Raw genomic sequence first — 17472 nt, forward strand, 5'->3', positions numbered from 1 at the left:
AACATGAGATGCCACGATAGGGGCGCCACGAGAATCGTGCAATCTCAGGGACAGCGTCCAACCGCGTGTTGTTCGCATCTGTTCCAGCTGTTAGAACGCCTCTCTCAGGGCTTCGCCATGGCATTTCGTCTCCCTTCGCTTCGTCGCAACTGGCCCAGCGCCGGCACGCTGGCGCGCGGCCTGATCGCGACGGTTTTGGTGGCGGGCATCGGCTGGGGCGGGGCACTCTATGCCGCCAACCAGAGCGTCCAGGGCGCCAAGAAAGCGGAAGATGCCGGCTTCGACGGCGATGCTCCGACCGCGATCCTGATCGAAGCCTCCTCAGGCAGCGTACTGTTCGAGAAGAACGCCGACGAGCTGCGCGCGCCCTCCAGCATGATGAAGCTAATGACGGCAGAGGTCGTCTTCAATGCCATCAAGAAGGGCGACATCAAGCTGACCGACGAGTACCGGATCAGCGAGAATGCCTGGCGCAGGGGCGGGGCGCCCTCGGGCGGCTCGACCATGTTCGCCGCCATCAACAGCAAGGTCTCGGTTGACGATCTCCTCCACGGCGCGATCATCCAGAGCGGCAACGACGCCTGCATTGCGCTTGCCGAAGCCATGGCGGGCAATGAGCGCATCTTTGCCGCCGATTTCATGACCAAGCGTGCGCGCGAGCTCGGCCTCACCAGATCGACCTTCGCCAATTCCAACGGCTTGCCCGACCCGGGCAACAAGATGACGGTGCGCGAGCTCGGCATCCTCGCCCGGCATATCATTCTGGACTACCCCGAGTTCTACAAACTGTTCGGCGAGAAGGAGTTCACCTGGAACAAGATCCGCCAGCCCAACCGCAATCCGCTGCTCAATTCGATGGAAGGCGCTGACGGTCTCAAGACCGGCTACACCAAGGAAGGCGGCTATGGCATGGTGGGCTCGGCCGTGCAGAACGGCACGCGGTTGATCGTGGTCGTCAATGGTCTCGAGGATCCCGATGACCGCGCCACCGAAGCCAAGAAGATGCTCGAATGGGGTTTTCGCAATTTCGAGACCCGCACGCTGATCGCGGCCGAGCAGCCTGTCGGTTACGCCAAGGTGTTCGGCGGCGAGAGCCGGTCGGTCAAGCTCGTGGCGAAGACGCCGGTGAAGGTGATGGTGCACAAGAATGGCAGCGACAAGCTGATTGCGCGCATCGTCTATAGCGGCCCGGTGCGGGCACCGATTGAGGCCGGCCAGCAGGTCGGCGTCGTCAAGGTCTGGCGCAGCGGCAACATTGCCGTCGAGACGCCGGTCTATGCGGCCGAGGCTGTTGGCACCGGCTCGACCATGCGCCGCGCGATTGATGGCGCCAGCGAGCTCGTGATCGGCATGTTCCGCGCGGGCGCCGAGAAGCTCTGATCATGAGTGAGAGCGCGGCACAGCGGCCGTCCGGACGCGGACGCTTCATCACCTTTGAAGGCGGCGAGGGCACGGGCAAGTCGACCCAGATCAAGAAGCTCGCTGACCGCCTCAAGGCGGCAAAGCTGCGCGTCAGGGTCACACGTGAGCCGGGCGGCTCGCCGGGCGCCGAGATCATGCGTCATCTGGTGCTGTCGGGCATGGGCAAGCTGCTCGGCCCCGAGGCGGAGACGCTGCTGTTTGCCGCCGCGCGCGATGACCATGTCCGCACCGTGATCCAGCCTGCGCTGAATCAGGGCACCTGGGTGCTCTGCGACCGCTTCGCCGACTCGACGCGGGCCTATCAGGGCAGCCTTGGCCGCGTACCCGAGGGCCTGATCAACGCCATGCAAAGGGTCACCATCGGCGATCTCAAGCCCGATCTCACCATCATCCTCGACTTGCCGGTCGAGATCGGCCTGCAACGCGCCGCCGCGCGCCGTGGCAGCGGCACGCCTGACAGGTTCGAGGCCGAGAAGCTCAGCTTCCATCAGGGCCTGCGCGAGGCCTATCGCAAGATCGCTGAGGAGGATCCCGCGCGCTGCGTGCTGATCGACGCCAATTCCGACCCGGACACGGTCGCCGGGCGCGTCTGGACCGCGCTGCGCGAGCGTCTGCTCCCCACGCCTGCATCGGTGATTTCCGCATGAGCCCGCGTCAGGCCGAGCGCGAAACCGCCATTCCGCATCCGCGCGAGACATCGCGGCTGTTCGGCCATCGCGAGGCCGAGGCCGCGCTGCTTGCGGCCTATCGCAGCGGGCGTATTCCGCATGCCTGGCTGATCGGCGGACCGCAAGGGATCGGCAAGGCGACGCTGGCCTATCGTATGGCGCGCTTCGTGCTCGCCCATTCTCAGCCGCTCGCGCCCGCCGTGCAGCGCGCCGAAGACCTTGCGATCGATCCTGACGACGCCGTGGCGCGGCAGGTGGCTGCCAGCTCGCATGGCGGCCTGCTGACGCTGGAGCGTACCGCCAACGATCGCGGCGTGATGCGCACCGTGATCACCGTGGACGAGACGCGGGAGACGATCGCATTCTTTGGCTCGACCGCGGCGGCCGAAGGCTGGCGCGTCTGCATCGTCGATACGGTCGACGAGCTCAATCCAAACGCGGCCAACGCGCTTCTGAAAATTCTCGAGGAGCCGCCGCAGCAATCGCTGTTCCTTTTGGTGAGCCACGCGCCCGCGCGGGTGCTTGCCACGATCCAGTCGCGCTGCCGCAAGCTGCGCCTGCGGCCGCTCGCCATGGATGATGTGATCGGGGCTGCAGCTTCGGCGGCCGAGCTCGATCCGAACGATCCGGCGCTGCGCGAGGCGGCCGAGGCTTCCGAAGGAAGCGTCGCACGAGCGCTGACGCTGCTCGGTGGCGACGCGCTGAAGCTTCAGCAGCGCACGGCGGCCCTACTTGCGCGCCTGCCGCAGGTTGATCCTCGCGAATTGCACACGCTGGGCGATTCGCTCGGCACCAGCGACCGCGTCGCGCTTGCCGCCTTCATCGACGGCATCGACCGCTGGATCGCGAAGCGCCTGCATGCGGATGAGGCCAATGCCAACCAGAACTTGGCGCGCCTTGCGCGCCTAGCTGAGGTATGGGAAAAGATCGTCCGCGCCGCGCGCGACACCGAAACCTACAATCTGGAGCGAAAGCCCTTGGTTTTCTCGGTGTTCGGCTGGCTGGCGGACGCAACGCGCTAGAGCATGATCCCGGAAAAGTGTGTAGCGGTTTTCCGAAAGGATCATGCTCAAAACAATAACCGAACGCAGGTTCGTTTCCAAATTTCGGATAAGCCGGTAAAGGAATTCGTGGTGGCAACGCGAGCTAAGAAGACCGCTAAAGGCAAGAGCAGCAAGAAGAAGGTTGCTAAGAAGGCCGTTAAGAAAGCCGCCAGGAAAGCAGTGAAGGCGCGCGCGACCAAAGCCGTCAAGAAGGCCAAGAAGTCTGCCGCCAAGAAGGGCGTGACGAAGAGGGCAGCGTCGACGACAAAGAAGGCCGGCAAGAAGGCCGCGAAGAAGCAGGTCGTCGCCAAGAAGACTTCGAAAAAATCCGCTGCCAAAAAGCCGGGCAAGGCTGCGGCGAAGAAGGTTGCGAGAAAGCCGGCTGCGCCTGCCGTGACCGCCGCACCGGCTCCTGTGGTCGCGCCGCCGAAGGCTGTGAAGCCCAAGATATCGAAACCCAAGACCCCGCGCGCGCCGAACTCCGTCGCCGCTCCGCAAACCGCCGCGCCCGCGGTCGCGCCCGCGCGCGACAACGTCTTCTACATCACGACGGCGATCGCCTATCCCAACGGCAGCCCGCATATCGGTCACGCCTATGAGGCGATCGCGACCGACGTGCTGGCGCGCTTTGCGCGGCTCGACGGCAAGGACGTGTTCTTCCTGACCGGCACCGACGAGCACGGACAGAAGATGGTTCAGACGGCGGCCAGCGAAGGCATGTCCGCCTCCGCGCTCGCCACCCGCAATGCCGGCCGCTTCAAGGAGATGGACGAGTGTCTGAACGTGTCGTTCGACCGCTTCATCCGCACCACCGAGGAGCAGCATCACCGCTCCAGCCAGGAAATCTGGCGGCGCATGGAAGCGAACGGCGACATCTATGCCGACACCTATTCGGGCTGGTACTCGGTCCGTGACGAGGCCTATTACGCCGAGGACGAGACGCGCGTGAACGAGGACGGCGTGCGCCTCGGGCCGCAGGGCACGCCGGTGGAATGGGTCGAGGAGAAGAGCTATTTCTTCCGCCTCTCGGCTTACCAGGACAAGCTGCTCAAGCTCTACGCGGATCATCCTGATTTCATCGGGCCGGACTCCCGCAAGAACGAAGTGGTGAGCTTCGTCAAGGGCGGCCTGCGCGATCTCTCGATCTCGCGCACCACCTTCGATTGGGGCGTGAAGGTGCCCGGCGACCAAGAGCACGTGATGTATGTCTGGGTCGACGCGCTGACGAACTACATCACCGGCGTCGGTTTCCCCGATGAGAGCGACAAGAACTGGCGCTACTGGCCAGCCGACGTGCACATCATCGGCAAAGACATCATCCGCTTCCATGCAGTGTATTGGCCGGCCTTCCTTCTGTCGGCCGGGATCCCGCTGCCGAGGCGGGTCTATGCCCACGGCTTCCTGTTCAACAGGGGCGAGAAGATGTCGAAGTCGGTCGGCAACGTCGTCGATCCCTTCAACCTCGCCGACCAGTATGGCGTCGATCAGATGCGCTATTTCTTTCTGCGCGAGGTGCCGTTCGGCCAGGACGGCAACTATAACCACGAGGCCATCGTGGCGCGCGTCAATGCCGATCTCGCCAACGATCTCGGCAACCTCGCGCAGCGCTCGTTGTCGATGATCGCAAAGCAGCTCGGCGGCGTGCTGCCGAAGCCCGGCGAGTTCAGCGACAACGATAAGGCGATCCTGGCGATGGCCGATGGCATGATCGCAGCGTCCCGTGAGGCCATGGCGACGCAGCAGATTCATCAATGGCTCAACGCCGTCTGGGCCGTGGTCGCGGAAGCCAACCGCTATTTTGCGGGCGAGGCGCCGTGGGCGCTCGCCAAGACGGATCCTGCCAGGCAGAAGACGGTGCTCTACGTCACCGCCGAAGTCGTGCGCCAGATCGCGATCCTGGCTCAGCCCGCGATGCCGACAGCCTCCGCATTGCTGCTCGACAGCCTGGGCATCCCTGAAGGCGAGCGCAGCTTCGCAATGCTCGGCGAAAGCAAGCGTATCGCGCCGGGCTCGACGCTGCCGGCGCCGAAGCCCGCGTTCCCGCGCTACGTCGAGCCGGCGGCCTGAAGGCGTTCGCGTGATGCTGGTCGACAGCCACTGCCATCTGGATTTTCCGGACTTTGCGGACGATCTCGACGGGATCGTGTCGCGGGCGCGCGCGGCCGGCATCGCGCGCATGGTCACGATCTCGACGCGGGTGCGGCGGCTGAAGGATCTGCTCGCGATCGCCGAGCGCTATGACGACGTCTATTGCTCGGTCGGCACTCATCCGCACAATGCGGACGAGGAGAACGGCATCGCGCCGGACGAGCTTGTTGCGTTGACGGAGCACCCCAAGGTCGTCGCGCTCGGTGAGGCCGGGCTCGATTATTTCTACGACAACGGCTCGCCGGAAGCGCAGGCGAGGGGCTTTCGTGCCCACATAGCCGCCGCCCGCGCCACCGGCCTGCCGCTGGTGATCCACACCCGCGAGGCCGACGAGGACTGCGCACGCATTCTGGAAGACGAGGCGGCCAAGGGATCGTTTCGCGCAGTGCTGCATTGTTACACGGGCGGGCGCGAGCTGGCGCTGAAGGCAGTGTCGCTCGGGCTCTATATTGGTTTCACGGGAATCCTGACTTTCAAGAAGTCGGAAGCCTTACGCGCGCTCGCGGCCGAACTGCCATCCGATCGTATTCTGGTTGAAACGGACTCGCCCTATCTTGCGCCGGGCAAGTTCCGGGGCAAACGCAACGAACCCGCTTATGTGGTCGAGGTCGCAAAAGTGCTCGCCGAGACGCGCGGCGTGTCGCTTGACGAGATCTCGCGGCAAACAAGCGAAAACTTCTTCCGCCTGTTCTCGAAGGTGAAAGCTTGAGACTGGAAGCCACATGACGCTGACGCTGACGATCCTGGGCTGCGGCTCCTCCGCCGGCGTGCCGCGCCCGGCGCTCGGCTGGGGTGCCTGTGATCCCAACAATCCCAAGAACCGCCGCCGCCGCTGCTCGTTGCTGGTCGAACGCACGTCCGAGCACGGCACGACTCGCATCGTGATCGACACATCGCCGGACTTACGCGAGCAATTGCTCTCGACCAATGTCGACCATATCGATGCGGTGTTCCTGACGCATGAGCACGCCGATCAGACTCACGGCATGGACGATCTACGTTCGGTCGTCATGCACATGCGCCGGCGCATCCCGACCTATTTCAACCAGTCCACCGCCAAGGACATCATGGCGCGGTTCTCCTATTGCTTCATCTCGCCGGAGGGCAGCGACTATCCGCCGATCCTGACCCGGCATTCGATCGAGGCGGGCGAGAGCCAGACCATCCTGGGGAAGGGCGGCGCGGTGACCATGACGGCCTTCCTGGTGCAGCACGGCGCCATTCCTGCGCTCGGCTACCGCATCGGGGATGCCGCCTACACACCAGATCTCAACGACATCCCGCGCGAGAGCTGGGGCGCGCTGGAAAATCTCGACCTCTGGATCGTTGACGGGCTGCGCTACACCGGCCATGTCAGCCATTTCAGCATCAACGACGCGCTGTCCTGGATCGAGCGGTTCAAGCCGAAGCGCGCGGTCATCACCAACATGACTGCCGACGTCGATTACGAGGTCATCAGGCAATCGCTGCCCGCTGGCGTGGTGCCGGCCTACGATGGGCTGCGGCTGGAGACGCGCTGAACCTGGGGTGGAAATTCCGGCAGCAGCCGGCATACTCCTTGCTTACATCGGCCCCATCATGTTGATCTAACGTCTGAAAGACAGGCGCTGGGCAGGGCGATATTCAAGCTGGACCGGCACCTGATGCGCAATCGCGGGGTCGGTTGAAACGCCTCGTGTGAGGATGGGGATCGCGTTGGCAGGGGACGATGTAGCGGCTCGGGGACTGGTGCGACGCGCCCTGGATCTCCTTTATCTCGGCGCGGGCTACGCCGCGGGCGTCTTCCTGGTTGCGATCTTTGCAATCATGATGGTCATGTCGGTTGGGCGCCAGTTTGCGATCAACATTCCCGCCGGCGATGATTTCGCGTCTTGGTGCATGGCCGCGATGGCTTTCCTCGGTCTCGCTCACACCTTCAAGCGCGGAGAGATGATCCGCGTTGGTCTGCTGCTGGAACATCTGCACGGGCGGACCAAGCAGATCGCAGAGATCGTGGCGCTCGGTATTGCCACCGCCTTCATCCTCTATTTCACCCGCTATGCCGTGCAGATGACCTACGACTCCTGGCGCTTCAACGATGTGGCGCAGGGCGTCGTCGCGCTTCCGCTCTGGATTCCGCAGCTCGGGTTTGCCGGCGGCCTTGCGATCCTGTCGATCGCGCTCATCGATGAAATGGTCAATGTCGTCGGCGGCAACCGGCCGAGCTACGAGAAGGGCGCGCCGGACGAGACACCGGATGAATTCATCGAGCGCATCTCGCAGGGCGGCGGAGGTTGACCATGGCCAATCTCGGCATGATCGAGCTGTCGTTCGTCCTGCTCGGCGTCATGATCCTGCTGCTGGGAAGCGGCGTCTGGATCGCGGTTTCGCTTGGCCTCGTCGGTTTCGTGGCGATGGCGCTGACGACGAGCCTGCCGCTCGGAGCCGTGCTCGCCACGACCACCTGGAGCGCCAGCTCCTCGTGGACGCTGGCCGCGCTGCCGCTGTTCATCTGGATGGGCGAGATCCTGTTCCGCACCAAATTGTCGGAAGAAATGTTCCGAGGGCTGTCGCCCTGGGTTCAGTGGCTGCCGGGGCGCCTGACCCATGTCAACGTGATCGGCTGCGGCATCTTCGCCGCGGTCTCGGGGTCTTCGGCGGCGACCTGCGCCACGATCGGCAAGATCGCGCTGCCCGAGCTCGACAAGCGCGGCTACGACAAGAGCCTGAGCCTCGGATCGCTCGCAGGCGCGGGCACGCTCGGCCTCCTGATTCCGCCCTCGATCCCGATGGTGGTCTACGCGGTCACGGCGAACGTCTCCGTGCTTCAGGTGTTCCTCGGCGGATTCCTCCCGGGTGTGCTCGTGATGGTGCTCTATTCGGGCTACATCATCATCTGGTCGCTGCTCAATCCCAACAAGGTTCCGCCGCGCGATCCGCCGATGCCGTTCCGGCAAAAGCTGCGAGAGTCGGCGAAGCTCGCTCCCTGCCTGTTGCTGATCCTGGCCGTGTTTCTTTCGCTCGTGCTGGGCTTCGCGACCGCCACGGAATGCGCTGCATGGGGCGTTACGGGCGCGCTGCTGCTGGCGTGGTGGAGCGGCACGCTCACGCGCAAGAATTTCCTCGAGAGCATCATGAGCGCGACGCGCCTGACCTGCATGATCATGCTGATCCTGGCAGGCGCAGCCTACACCACGGCCGCGATGGCCTATACGGGCATTCCAGCCGCACTCGCCACCTGGGTCCAGGGGCAACAGCTCACGCCGAGCATGCTCGCGCTGTATCTGAGCATCATGTACATCATCCTCGGCTGCCTGATCGACGGCATCTCGATGATCGTGCTGACCGCCGTCATCGTGCTTCCAATGGTCAAGCAGGCCGGGCTCGACCTGATCTGGTTCGGCGTCTATCTCATCATTCACGTGGAAATGGCCCAGATCACGCCGCCGGTCGGCTTCAATCTCTTCGTGCTCCAGAACATGAGCCGTCGTGATACGTTCACCGTTGCGCGGGCAGCGTTTCCGTTTTTCGTGCTACTGCTCGCTGCGGTCTTCATCATTACCGAGTATCCGCAGATCGTCATGTTCTTGCCCAAGCTCGCTTTCCCAGACTGAGCGTACCGATTTCAGATTGACTGTGAGGAGAAGCCCGATGATGTCCCGTTTAATCCGCGCATCCTTGATCGCCGGCGCCATGCTGGCCGTGACGCCCGCAATGGCTCAGACCAAATGGAATCTGCCGGCGGCATATCCAGCCGACAATCCGCACTCTGAGAACCTGGTCGCGTTTGCCAAGGACGTCGAGGCCGCCACGTCCGGCAAGCTCCAGATCACGGTTCATCCCGGTGCCTCGCTGTTCAAGGCACCCGACATCAAGCGCGCGGTGGTAACCGGGCAGGCGCAGATGGGTGAGGTCCTGCTGTCGATTCACGAGAATGAGGACCCAATCTTCGGAATCGACGTCGTGCCGTTCCTCGCGACCAGCTTCCCCGACGCCATGAAGCTGTATCAGGCCTCCAAGCCTGCGATCACCAAGAAGCTCGATGCGCAGGGCCTTAAGCTCCTGTTCGCCGTGCCGTGGGCGCCGCAGGGCGTCTATGTCAACAAGCCGCTGGCGACGATCGAGGACATGAAGGGCCTGAAGTGGCGGGCCTACAATGTCGGAACCGCGCGCATCGGCGAGCTGGTCGGCGCCCAGTCGGTCACGATCCAGGCGGCCGAACTGCCGCAGGCGCTGGCGACCGGTGTGGTGAACTCCTTCATGTCGTCCGGCGGCACCGGCTATGATTCGAAGGCGTGGGAGTCGCTCAAGTATTTCTATGATGTGCAGGCCTGGATTCCGAAGGACTACACCTTCGTCAACAAGGCCACGTTCGAGGCGCTCGACAAGCCGACCCAGGAGGCCATCCTCAAGGCCGCCGCAACGGCGGAAACCCGCGGCTGGAAGGCCTGGCAGGACAAGAGCACCTGGTACATCGATCAGCTCAAGGCGAAAGGCATGACCGTCGAGCCGCCGAGCCCGGCACTCAAGGCCGGCTTCCAGAAGATCGGCGAACAGCTCACGGCCGACTGGCTCAAGAAGGCAGGGGCCGACGGCCAAGCCGTGGTCGACGCCTACAAGAAGATGTGAGGACGGACGTCTTCCGCTCGCCGTGCTCGGGCATGCGGGCGGAAGACTCTCCAGACGGCTCTCAGGCCGAGATCGCCTTCACTGAACCGACTTCATTACGCAGCAGGAATTTCTGGATCTTGCCCGTGGACGTCTTCGGGATCGGCCCGAACACGACCGCCTTCGGCGTCTTGAAGCCGCTCATCTGCGAACGGCAGAAGGCGATGATGTCGGCCTCGGTCGCGCTGGCGCCGTCCTTCAGCTCGACGAAGGCGCAAGGCACTTCCCCCCATTTCGGGTCGGGCTTGGCGACCACGGCGGCGAACAGCACGGCCGGGTGCTTGTAGAGGATGTCCTCGACCTCGACGGAGGAGATGTTCTCGCCGCCGGAAATGATGATGTCCTTGGAACGGTCCTTGATGATGACGTAGCCGTGCTCGTCGAGCACGCCGAGGTCGCCGGTGTGAAACCAGCCGCCCTCGAAAGCTTCCTTCGTCGCCTTCTCGTTCTTGAGATATCCCTTCATCACGATGTTGCCGCGGAACATGACCTCGCCGATGGTTTCGCCATCGCGCGGCACCTCCTGCATCGTTTGCGGGTTGATGACGGTGACGGCTTCCTCGAGCGGGTAGGGCACCCCCTGCCGGCGCTTCATGCGCGCGCGGTCGGCGGCGGGCAACTCATCCCAGCCCGGCTGCTCGGCGCAGACGGAGGCGGGGCCATAGACCTCGGTCAGGCCGTAGACATGCGTCAGCTTGATGCCGATGCTTTCGGCGCCTTCGAGCACGGCGACCGGCGGCGCGGCGCCTGCGATCAGGCCGACCACATGGCGGGCGGCATTGCCCTTGGGCGCGTCGGGTGCGTTGATCAGCGTGTTGTAGACGATCGGCGCGCCGCACATGTGGGTGACGCCGTACCGTTTGATCAGCTCGAAGATCTTGGTCGGCTCGACCTTGCGCAGGCAGACATTGACGCCGGCAGCGGCCGCAATGGTCCACGGGAAGCACCAGCCGTTGCAGTGGAACATCGGCAGCGTCCAGAGATAGACCGGATGCTGGCCGAGGTTGCCCGCGAGGATATTGCTGACTGCATTCAAGTAGGCACCGCGATGATGGGTGACGACGCCCTTGGGATTTCCCGTCGTGCCCGAGGTGTAGCTCAGCGCGATCGCGTCCCATTCGTCGTGCGGCAGAACGGCGTTGAAGCCGGGATCGCCTTGCGCGACAGCCACCTCATATTCGATTTCGCCGATGCGCATTCCCGCCTTGAACGCGGTATCGTCGACATCGATCACGAATGGCTTTGGCCCACTCATCTGCGCGAGCGCGTCGCTGATGACGCCGGAAAACTCGGGATCGACCAGGATGATCTTGGCGCCGCCATGGTTGAGCTGAAATGCGATCGAGGGCGCATCGAGGCGGATGTTGAGGGCGTTGAGCACGGCGCCGGTCATGGGCACGGCGAAGTGCGCTTCGTTCATCGCCGGAATGTTCGGCAGCATCGCCGCCACGGTGTCGCCGACACTGATGCCCTTACCCGCCAGATAAGAGGCAAAGCGTCGGCAGCGCTCGTGAGTCTGTGCCCAGGTGAAGCTGCGGCCTTCATAGACGGTGCTGACGTGATCGGGATAGACTGCGGCACTGCGCGCGAGGAAGCTCAGCGGGCTCAAGGGCACGTAGTTGGCGGGAGTCTTGTCGAGGCCGATATTGTACGGGTTCTGCCGCTCACTCATCGACACCCTCCTCAAATGCGTCTCAAAGGAATCCGATCGATATCCAGGGAAAGATCGCGACCACGATCAATCCCACGAGCAGCGCCAGCAGATAGCCCCAGATCGGCCTGATGCCTTCGGCCGGATCGACGCGTCCGATGGCGCAGGCGGCATAATAGCCGACGCCGAAGGGCGGGGCGAATAGCCCGATACCCATGGCGAGGATGATCACCATGGCGTAATGCACCTCGTGCACGCCGACGGCGCGGGCGATCGGGAACAGCAGCGGGCCGAACAGCACGATCGCCGGGATGCCCTCCAGCACGCTGCCGAGGATGGTGAAGGCCAGGATCGACACGGCGATGAAGGTCGCGGCCCCGCCCGGCAATCCCGTCATGGCGGCGGCCAGTGAACGCGAGAAGCCTGATTGGGTCAGGCCCCAGGCCATGCCGGTCGCCGTGCCGATGATCAGGAGGATCGCACCCGACAGCGCCGCCGTCTCGATCAGCATCGGAAACAGCCGCTGCCAGTCGAAGCGGCGATAGACGAGGAGGCCAACGAGAGCGCCATAGACGATGCCGATGGTGGAGACCTCGGTCGCCGTCGCGATGCCCTCGACCACGGCGTAGCGGATCACGAAGGGAAGCGCGAGCGCGGGCAGGGCGATGATGAAGGTCCTGCCGATCTCGGAAGCAGTGGCACGGCGGACATGGCTCATGTCCTCGCGGCGGTAGCGCCACCACACCAGCATGCACAGCGTGATCGCGAGCACGACGCCGGGCAGCAGGCCGCCCGTGAATAGCGCTGCGATCGAGACGCCAGTGACCGAGCCGATCGTGATCAGCACAAGACTCGGCGGGATAGTCTCGGTCTGGGCGCCCGTCGCCGCCAGAAGCGCGACGAGATCGCCGGGCTTGGCGCCACGCTCTTTCATCTCGGGAAACAGCACGGGCGCAACTGCGGCCATGTCGGCGGCCTTGGCGCCGGAAATGCCGGAGACCAGGTACATGGCGCCGACCAGCACGTAATGCAGACCACCGCGGACATGGCCGAGGAGGCTCGCCAGGAACGCCACCATCGCCCGCGCCATGCCGGTCATCTCGATCAGGAGCCCGAGGAACACGAACAGCGGCACCGAGAGCAGGATCAGGTGGCTCATGCCCTCGTCCATCCGCCCAACCAGCACCATTACGGGCGTGCGCGTGGTCAGCGCCAGATAGCCGAAGATCGCCAGCCCAAAGCCGAACGCAATGGGAACGCCGGCAAAAACGCAGAAGCCGGCGACGCCGACGAAGAAGATGACAAGGTTGAGATTGCCGAGCGGCCGCAGGAGCGGCTCCGCCAGCCAGAACAGGCCGATCACGACCGCAACCGACAGCACGGCGGCTGCAACCATTCGGTAGTCGGCCGCGCGTAGCAGCCGGAGCACGGCAAAGGCCGCCATCAGGCCGATGCCGGCCGGCAGCGCGGCGGCGCGCCACATGTTGGAAATCTGCAGCGCCGGCGTGGTGATGTAGCTTTCCTCATAAGCATAGTCGCAGGACGGCCAGACGATCAGTGCGAGGAACGCCAGCGCCGCCGAGGTCGCGACCAGATCGAGATAGGCCCGCATCGCGGGCCTGGCGCTCGCGACGACCGCGGTCATGCGCATGTGCTCGGAGCGGCGGAACGCGACCCCCGCGCCCAGCATCGCAAGCCACAGGAAGAGAATCGAAGCGAGCTCGTCAGACCAGATCAGCGGCCGGTGCAGGCCGTAGCGCGCGACCACGCCGGCAAACAGGATCACGATCTCGGCGACGACCAGGATCGCCGCCGGGATTTCGACGAGGAGACCGAGCGCGCGTTCAAGTGACGCCAGCAACGAAGGTCGGCGAGGGGACTGAACAGCCACCTCGCCCGCCGCTTCGATCACCTCGATCTCGACATGAGCCATGAAGCGGCCTGCGCGTTACGACAGCTTGCCGACGGCCTTTTCCAGGAGATCCCAGGCCTGATCGCCATACTTGCCCTTCCACTCGGCATAGAAGCCGGCGGTGCGCAGCTTGTCGCGGAACGGCGCGACCGCGGGCTGGTTGAAGGTCAGGCCCTTGCCGGCGAGCTCCTGCTGCAGATTGGCATTGAGCTTTGCGGTGTCCTCACGCTCCTTGACCGCGGCGGCGTTGATGTTCTTGGCGACGATAGTGCGCACGTCCTGGGGCAGCTTTTCCCAGGCTCTGCGGTTGGCCAGGAACCAGAAGCCGTCCCACATGTGGTTGGTCAGCGAGCAGTATTTCTGCACCTCGTAAAGCTTGGCCGTCGAGATGATCGCCAGCGGGTTCTCCTGGCCTTCGACGATCTTGGTTTGCAGCGCCGAATAGACCTCGCTGAAATTGATCGAGGCGGGCGCAGCGTCGAACGCCTTGAACATCGAGGTCCACAGCGGCGACACCGGCACGCGGATCTTGAAGCCCTTGAGGTCATCAGGGCCGGTGATCGGCTTGGTCGACGACGTGGTCTGGCGGAAGCCGTTATCCCAGATCTTGTCCATGACCTCGAGGCCGGCTTTCTTGATCTCGCCGCGGACATGGGCGCCGAGATCGCCGTCCATGGCTTTCCAGACCGTATCGTAGTCCGGGAACGCGAAGCCGATGCCGTTGATGGACGCTGCCGGCACCAGGGTCGAGAGGATCAGGCCTGACAGCGTGAAGAACTCGACGCCACCGGAGCGGATCTGGCTCAGCATGTCGGTGTCGGACCCGAGCTGGTTATTCGGGAAGATCTGGAGGTCGAACTTGCCGTTCGTCTCGCTCTTGATCGCCGCCGCCATCTCCTTGGCGCGCACGTTCAGCGGATGGGTGTCAGGCAGGTTGTTGGCGTATTTGTAGGTGAACTCGGCGCTCTGGGCGCGGGCCACATGGGGCGCACCGAGGCCGCCCAGGACCGCGGTCGCGGCGGAGGCCTTGAGAAGCGTGCGTCGGGAAAAGCTCATGGGTCTGCTTCCTCGGAAGGTTTGTTGTTGTTCTGAGATGCAAACCTATACGGACGGTCGGTCTTAAGGTCATCTGCGATCTCGCGAGGCCTCGCTTATTGCAGCCGGACAAGGTCACCGCAATATCGGCTTTCGGCCAGATGGGCTGGATGCAGAATCTGCAAAACAACCCCATGCACAGTAGCCGGTAAGAGCTGAGACGACGGTCGGGGCGCGGACCGAAAAGAGCGCTCAGGCGGAGATTCGGTAGCAGGAGTTTCGTCTAAATAACTGATCGAGTTGGATATAAAAATCTTCCAGAGTATGCGGTTTCGGTTCCGTAGCTGGGTGAGTGAGTAGATCCGACCCCTTTTTTGAGGATCTGAGCCCATCACCCGCCAACGATGGGCGTTGCAGCATCCAAAACCTGCCTTTGTTGCGGCGTTCAGAAGCCAGGAACGCAACACGCGAGCGCAGATAAGTTCAATCGAGACAGCTCTCGGACCCCACCTGTTGCTCGTCCAGCAGACCCTCCAGTCGAAGTCCTGTTGCGCGGTGGACAGCCTTCGGTGCTGTCCGGATGGCCTCGCCGATTACATCCGGCTCTCCTACGAGGACGACCGTCTCGATCGCTCTGGTCACGGCTGTATAGATCATCGTCCGATCCAGCAGCCTCGACCGAGTGATCGGCAGGATTACGCGTCGGAACGCTGAGCCCTGCGCCTTGTGGACGCTAATCGCCCAGCCATGGGTGAGTTTCTCAAGGTCGACCGCCCCAATCGTATCCTCGGTGCCGTCATCGAAGCTGACCCAAGCACCATCCCGGTCTGGACGCCGTATGAAGCCGATCGCTCCGTTCATGAAGCCGGCGAAGGTCGGTTCATTGGTGAGCGGGTCGAGTTTCGGGCTGCCAGAAGCATCCCGAAGAGGGGACTTGCGGTAGTCGTTCTTGAGCCAAATGACCTTTGATCCGACCCTTAGTCCCCAATCCGAGATCGGCATTTGCCGCGCCATGTATTCCGCCTCGATGCGCTGGTTGAGCACCTTGGCTCCCGCCGGGCCGTTCTTCGTCTGAGCTAGGATCTGCACGTCGAGTTCGTGCAGGCGCTCGGCTCGGCCTGGCGCAGGAGCAGGACCGCACATCGACCGGAAGACGCCGATGGTCTTCGTAGCGATGTCGTCGGGTCCGGCCTGGACGATGAACACGCCCGGCGCCAACGGTGCGCTCGGGTTGAACGTGCGGAACGCGGGGACCGAGCCTGCGCGGATCATGGCCGCGACGCCCGGGATGCCGGTCTGGTCCGCCTGACGGTGGATGACGTCGAGTGCGACCTGCGGGATAGCTTCGGCCGCGACCATCGACTGGAACAACAGACCCGGACCGATCGGCGGCAGCTGTGCTGGATCGCCAATGAAGACGAGGTCGACCTCGGATGGGATCTGCGAGAGGATGCGATAGACCGAGGGCGTGTCCAGCATCGAGGCTTCGTCGAAGATCATCAGTCCTCGCCGAAGACGTCGGCCTCCCTCGAGCTGATGGAGGAAGCGGGCGATCGTGGTTGCCTCCTTGCCAGTGGCCTCCGCAATACGGCGCACGGCGCGTCCCGCCAAAGCCACCTGGGGGTATTCGTACCCGTCCTGATCCGCCGTGGGGAGAGCGCCACGGCGCGCTTCTGAGGCGCGGAGAATGGCCCTGACGACCGTAGTCTTGCCCGTACCAGCACTGCCTGTGATGACGCCGAGTCCACTCGACGTCGCCATAAAGACGGCTTCGCGCTGCAATGCCGTCAACTGGTATCCGGTATCAGCTTCGACCTGTTCGATCGCTTGGACGACCGATGTAGCGTCGACAATTTCCCGACTCCGACGAAGTCGTTCGCCGAAGAGGCGTGTGACCTCGCTTTCCATGAACTGACAGGCTCGGGATTGCACCAGGCCGTCGTGGAGCGAGACCACCCGACCGTTCCCGAGCGCAATTTCGAGAGCGGTGCCGGCCTTGCTCCGCAAGGGCGCGGTGAGGCGCTCCACCATCAGGTTCACCACAGCCGCTGGCGCGGCCATGTGACCCTGGCGGAAGCGGATGGCGAGAGCTTCCTCGACCGCCGCACACAGGCGCCGCGGATCGTCAAGCGCCAACCCAAGGCGCAGTGCGCGAGCATCTACTTCCGGCCACGGCTCAAGCAGCGACAGCGCGTAGGGATCGGCCTTGATACGTTCGATGGCCTGCAGGCCCCAAAGGCTTGCTGCCGTGCCAGCGACCCGAGGGGACACGCCGTATCGATCGAGCCATCGGAAGACCTCGATCTCAACGGCAAGAAGGCCAAAACCGTCCGTGATGGACACAGCCTTATCGGCGCCCACGACAGCTGCAAGCCGACCGAGGTCGCGGGACTGTATGATCCCGTAGATCTCCTCGCCCAGGGCAGCCCAGAGCTTTTCCGCGGTCGCCCAGCCAACTCCGATAAAGCGCTTGTCGGTGGCGAGGTATCGGACCAGCGCCCGGCCTCGCGGCATGAGCGGCAGCGCGAGGTGAACGTGAAGCTGCTCTTCGTAGGCGGGGTGGACGCGCACGATGCCGGTGAGCCGCCACCATTCCCCGACCGAGGGATCCCGTGGGACGACCCGCCCCGGGACGACGGCTCTCCGCAGCGCTCCTGTCGGATCTCGACCAATCAGGATCATGTCGCCATAACCGCTCCGGTGCATGGAGGTCACGCTCATCTCGAACGATGGCGGGCATTTTTGCTCGGGTAGCTCACCAAGGACCAGGCCCTCCGTCTGGTCCCCAGAGCCACTCCGTCGCTTCTCAGCCCCTGCCATAGCGCTCGTCTCTCCGTTCACTGCGGCCACCCACGCCGTACCGGCGCGGGTCCCTGCGCCTCGTTCACTGCGAGCCGCTCGCTATGGCTTTTCGGGGCTGCGACGGAGCGGCTCCGAGGACCAGAC

General features: G+C 63.9%; 13 protein-coding genes. 9 read left to right on the forward strand and 4 right to left on the reverse strand.

Annotated elements, in window-relative coordinates:
• Window positions 1-117 precede the first annotated feature (117 nt).
• The 9 genes from P6U29_RS21575 to P6U29_RS21615 all read left to right on the forward strand — a co-directional run bounded on the left by P6U29_RS21575 (window position 118) and on the right by P6U29_RS21615 (window position 9889).
• Window positions 118-1380 (forward strand): D-alanyl-D-alanine carboxypeptidase family protein, encoded by a 1263-nt coding sequence (locus tag P6U29_RS21575; RefSeq protein WP_407112165.1) that lies wholly within the window; start codon window positions 118-120, stop codon window positions 1378-1380.
• A gap of 2 nt (window positions 1381-1382) precedes the next feature.
• A complete protein-coding gene (tmk, locus tag P6U29_RS21580; protein WP_407112166.1) occupies window positions 1383-2069 on the forward strand; it encodes a dTMP kinase in 687 nt (228 codons plus the stop codon).
• Window positions 2066-3112: a DNA polymerase III subunit delta' gene (locus tag P6U29_RS21585; RefSeq protein WP_407112167.1), complete on the forward strand. Its 1047-nt coding sequence runs from the start codon at window positions 2066-2068 to the stop codon at window positions 3110-3112. The genes tmk and P6U29_RS21585 overlap by 4 nt, the downstream gene beginning before the upstream one ends.
• 111 nt (window positions 3113-3223) lie before the next feature.
• The gene (gene metG / locus P6U29_RS21590) at window positions 3224-5200 is read left to right on the forward strand and encodes a methionine--tRNA ligase (RefSeq protein ID WP_407112168.1); all 1977 of its coding nucleotides are present in this window, start codon (window positions 3224-3226) and stop codon (window positions 5198-5200) included.
• 13 nt (window positions 5201-5213) lie between these two features.
• Entirely contained in the window at window positions 5214-5990 is a 777-nt protein-coding gene (locus tag P6U29_RS21595; RefSeq protein ID WP_407112169.1) for a TatD family hydrolase, read from the forward strand.
• A 13-nt stretch (window positions 5991-6003) separates the two neighbouring features.
• Entirely contained in the window at window positions 6004-6801 is a 798-nt protein-coding gene (locus P6U29_RS21600; protein WP_407112171.1) for an MBL fold metallo-hydrolase, read from the forward strand.
• Between the two features lie 163 nt (window positions 6802-6964).
• Window positions 6965-7558, forward strand: a complete 594-nt coding sequence (locus P6U29_RS21605; RefSeq protein WP_407112172.1) for a TRAP transporter small permease — start codon at window positions 6965-6967, stop codon at window positions 7556-7558.
• Between the two features lie 2 nt (window positions 7559-7560).
• Window positions 7561-8874: a TRAP transporter large permease gene (locus P6U29_RS21610; RefSeq protein WP_407112173.1), complete on the forward strand. Its 1314-nt coding sequence runs from the start codon at window positions 7561-7563 to the stop codon at window positions 8872-8874.
• Between the two features lie 37 nt (window positions 8875-8911).
• Window positions 8912-9889 carry a TRAP transporter substrate-binding protein gene (locus P6U29_RS21615; RefSeq protein WP_407112174.1) on the forward strand — a complete coding sequence of 326 codons (978 nt, stop codon included), beginning with the start codon at window positions 8912-8914 and terminating at the stop codon, window positions 9887-9889.
• Window positions 9890-9950: 61 nt separating this feature from the next.
• On the opposite strand, the gene P6U29_RS21620 is transcribed toward P6U29_RS21615, so the two are convergent.
• The 4 genes from P6U29_RS21620 to P6U29_RS21635 all read right to left on the reverse strand — a co-directional run bounded on the left by P6U29_RS21620 (window position 9951) and on the right by P6U29_RS21635 (window position 17247).
• Window positions 9951-11600, reverse strand: coding sequence for an acyl-CoA synthetase (locus P6U29_RS21620; RefSeq protein ID WP_407112175.1), 1650 nt, complete (start codon window positions 11598-11600; stop codon window positions 9951-9953).
• 22 nt (window positions 11601-11622) lie between these two features.
• Window positions 11623-13512: a TRAP transporter large permease subunit gene (locus tag P6U29_RS21625; RefSeq protein ID WP_407112176.1), complete on the reverse strand. Its 1890-nt coding sequence runs from the start codon at window positions 13510-13512 to the stop codon at window positions 11623-11625.
• A gap of 15 nt (window positions 13513-13527) precedes the next feature.
• Complete coding sequence (locus P6U29_RS21630; RefSeq protein WP_407112177.1) at window positions 13528-14547, reverse strand: TRAP transporter substrate-binding protein; 1020 nt, start codon at window positions 14545-14547, stop codon at window positions 13528-13530.
• Window positions 14548-15009: 462 nt separating this feature from the next.
• A complete protein-coding gene (locus P6U29_RS21635; RefSeq protein WP_407112178.1) occupies window positions 15010-17247 on the reverse strand; it encodes an AAA family ATPase in 2238 nt (745 codons plus the stop codon).
• Window positions 17248-17472: the final 225 nt, after the last annotated feature.

The sequence above is a fragment of the Bradyrhizobium sp. LMG 9283 genome (genome assembly GCF_045571415.1).
In the GTDB taxonomy this organism is placed as follows: Bacteria; Pseudomonadota; Alphaproteobacteria; order Rhizobiales; family Xanthobacteraceae; genus Bradyrhizobium.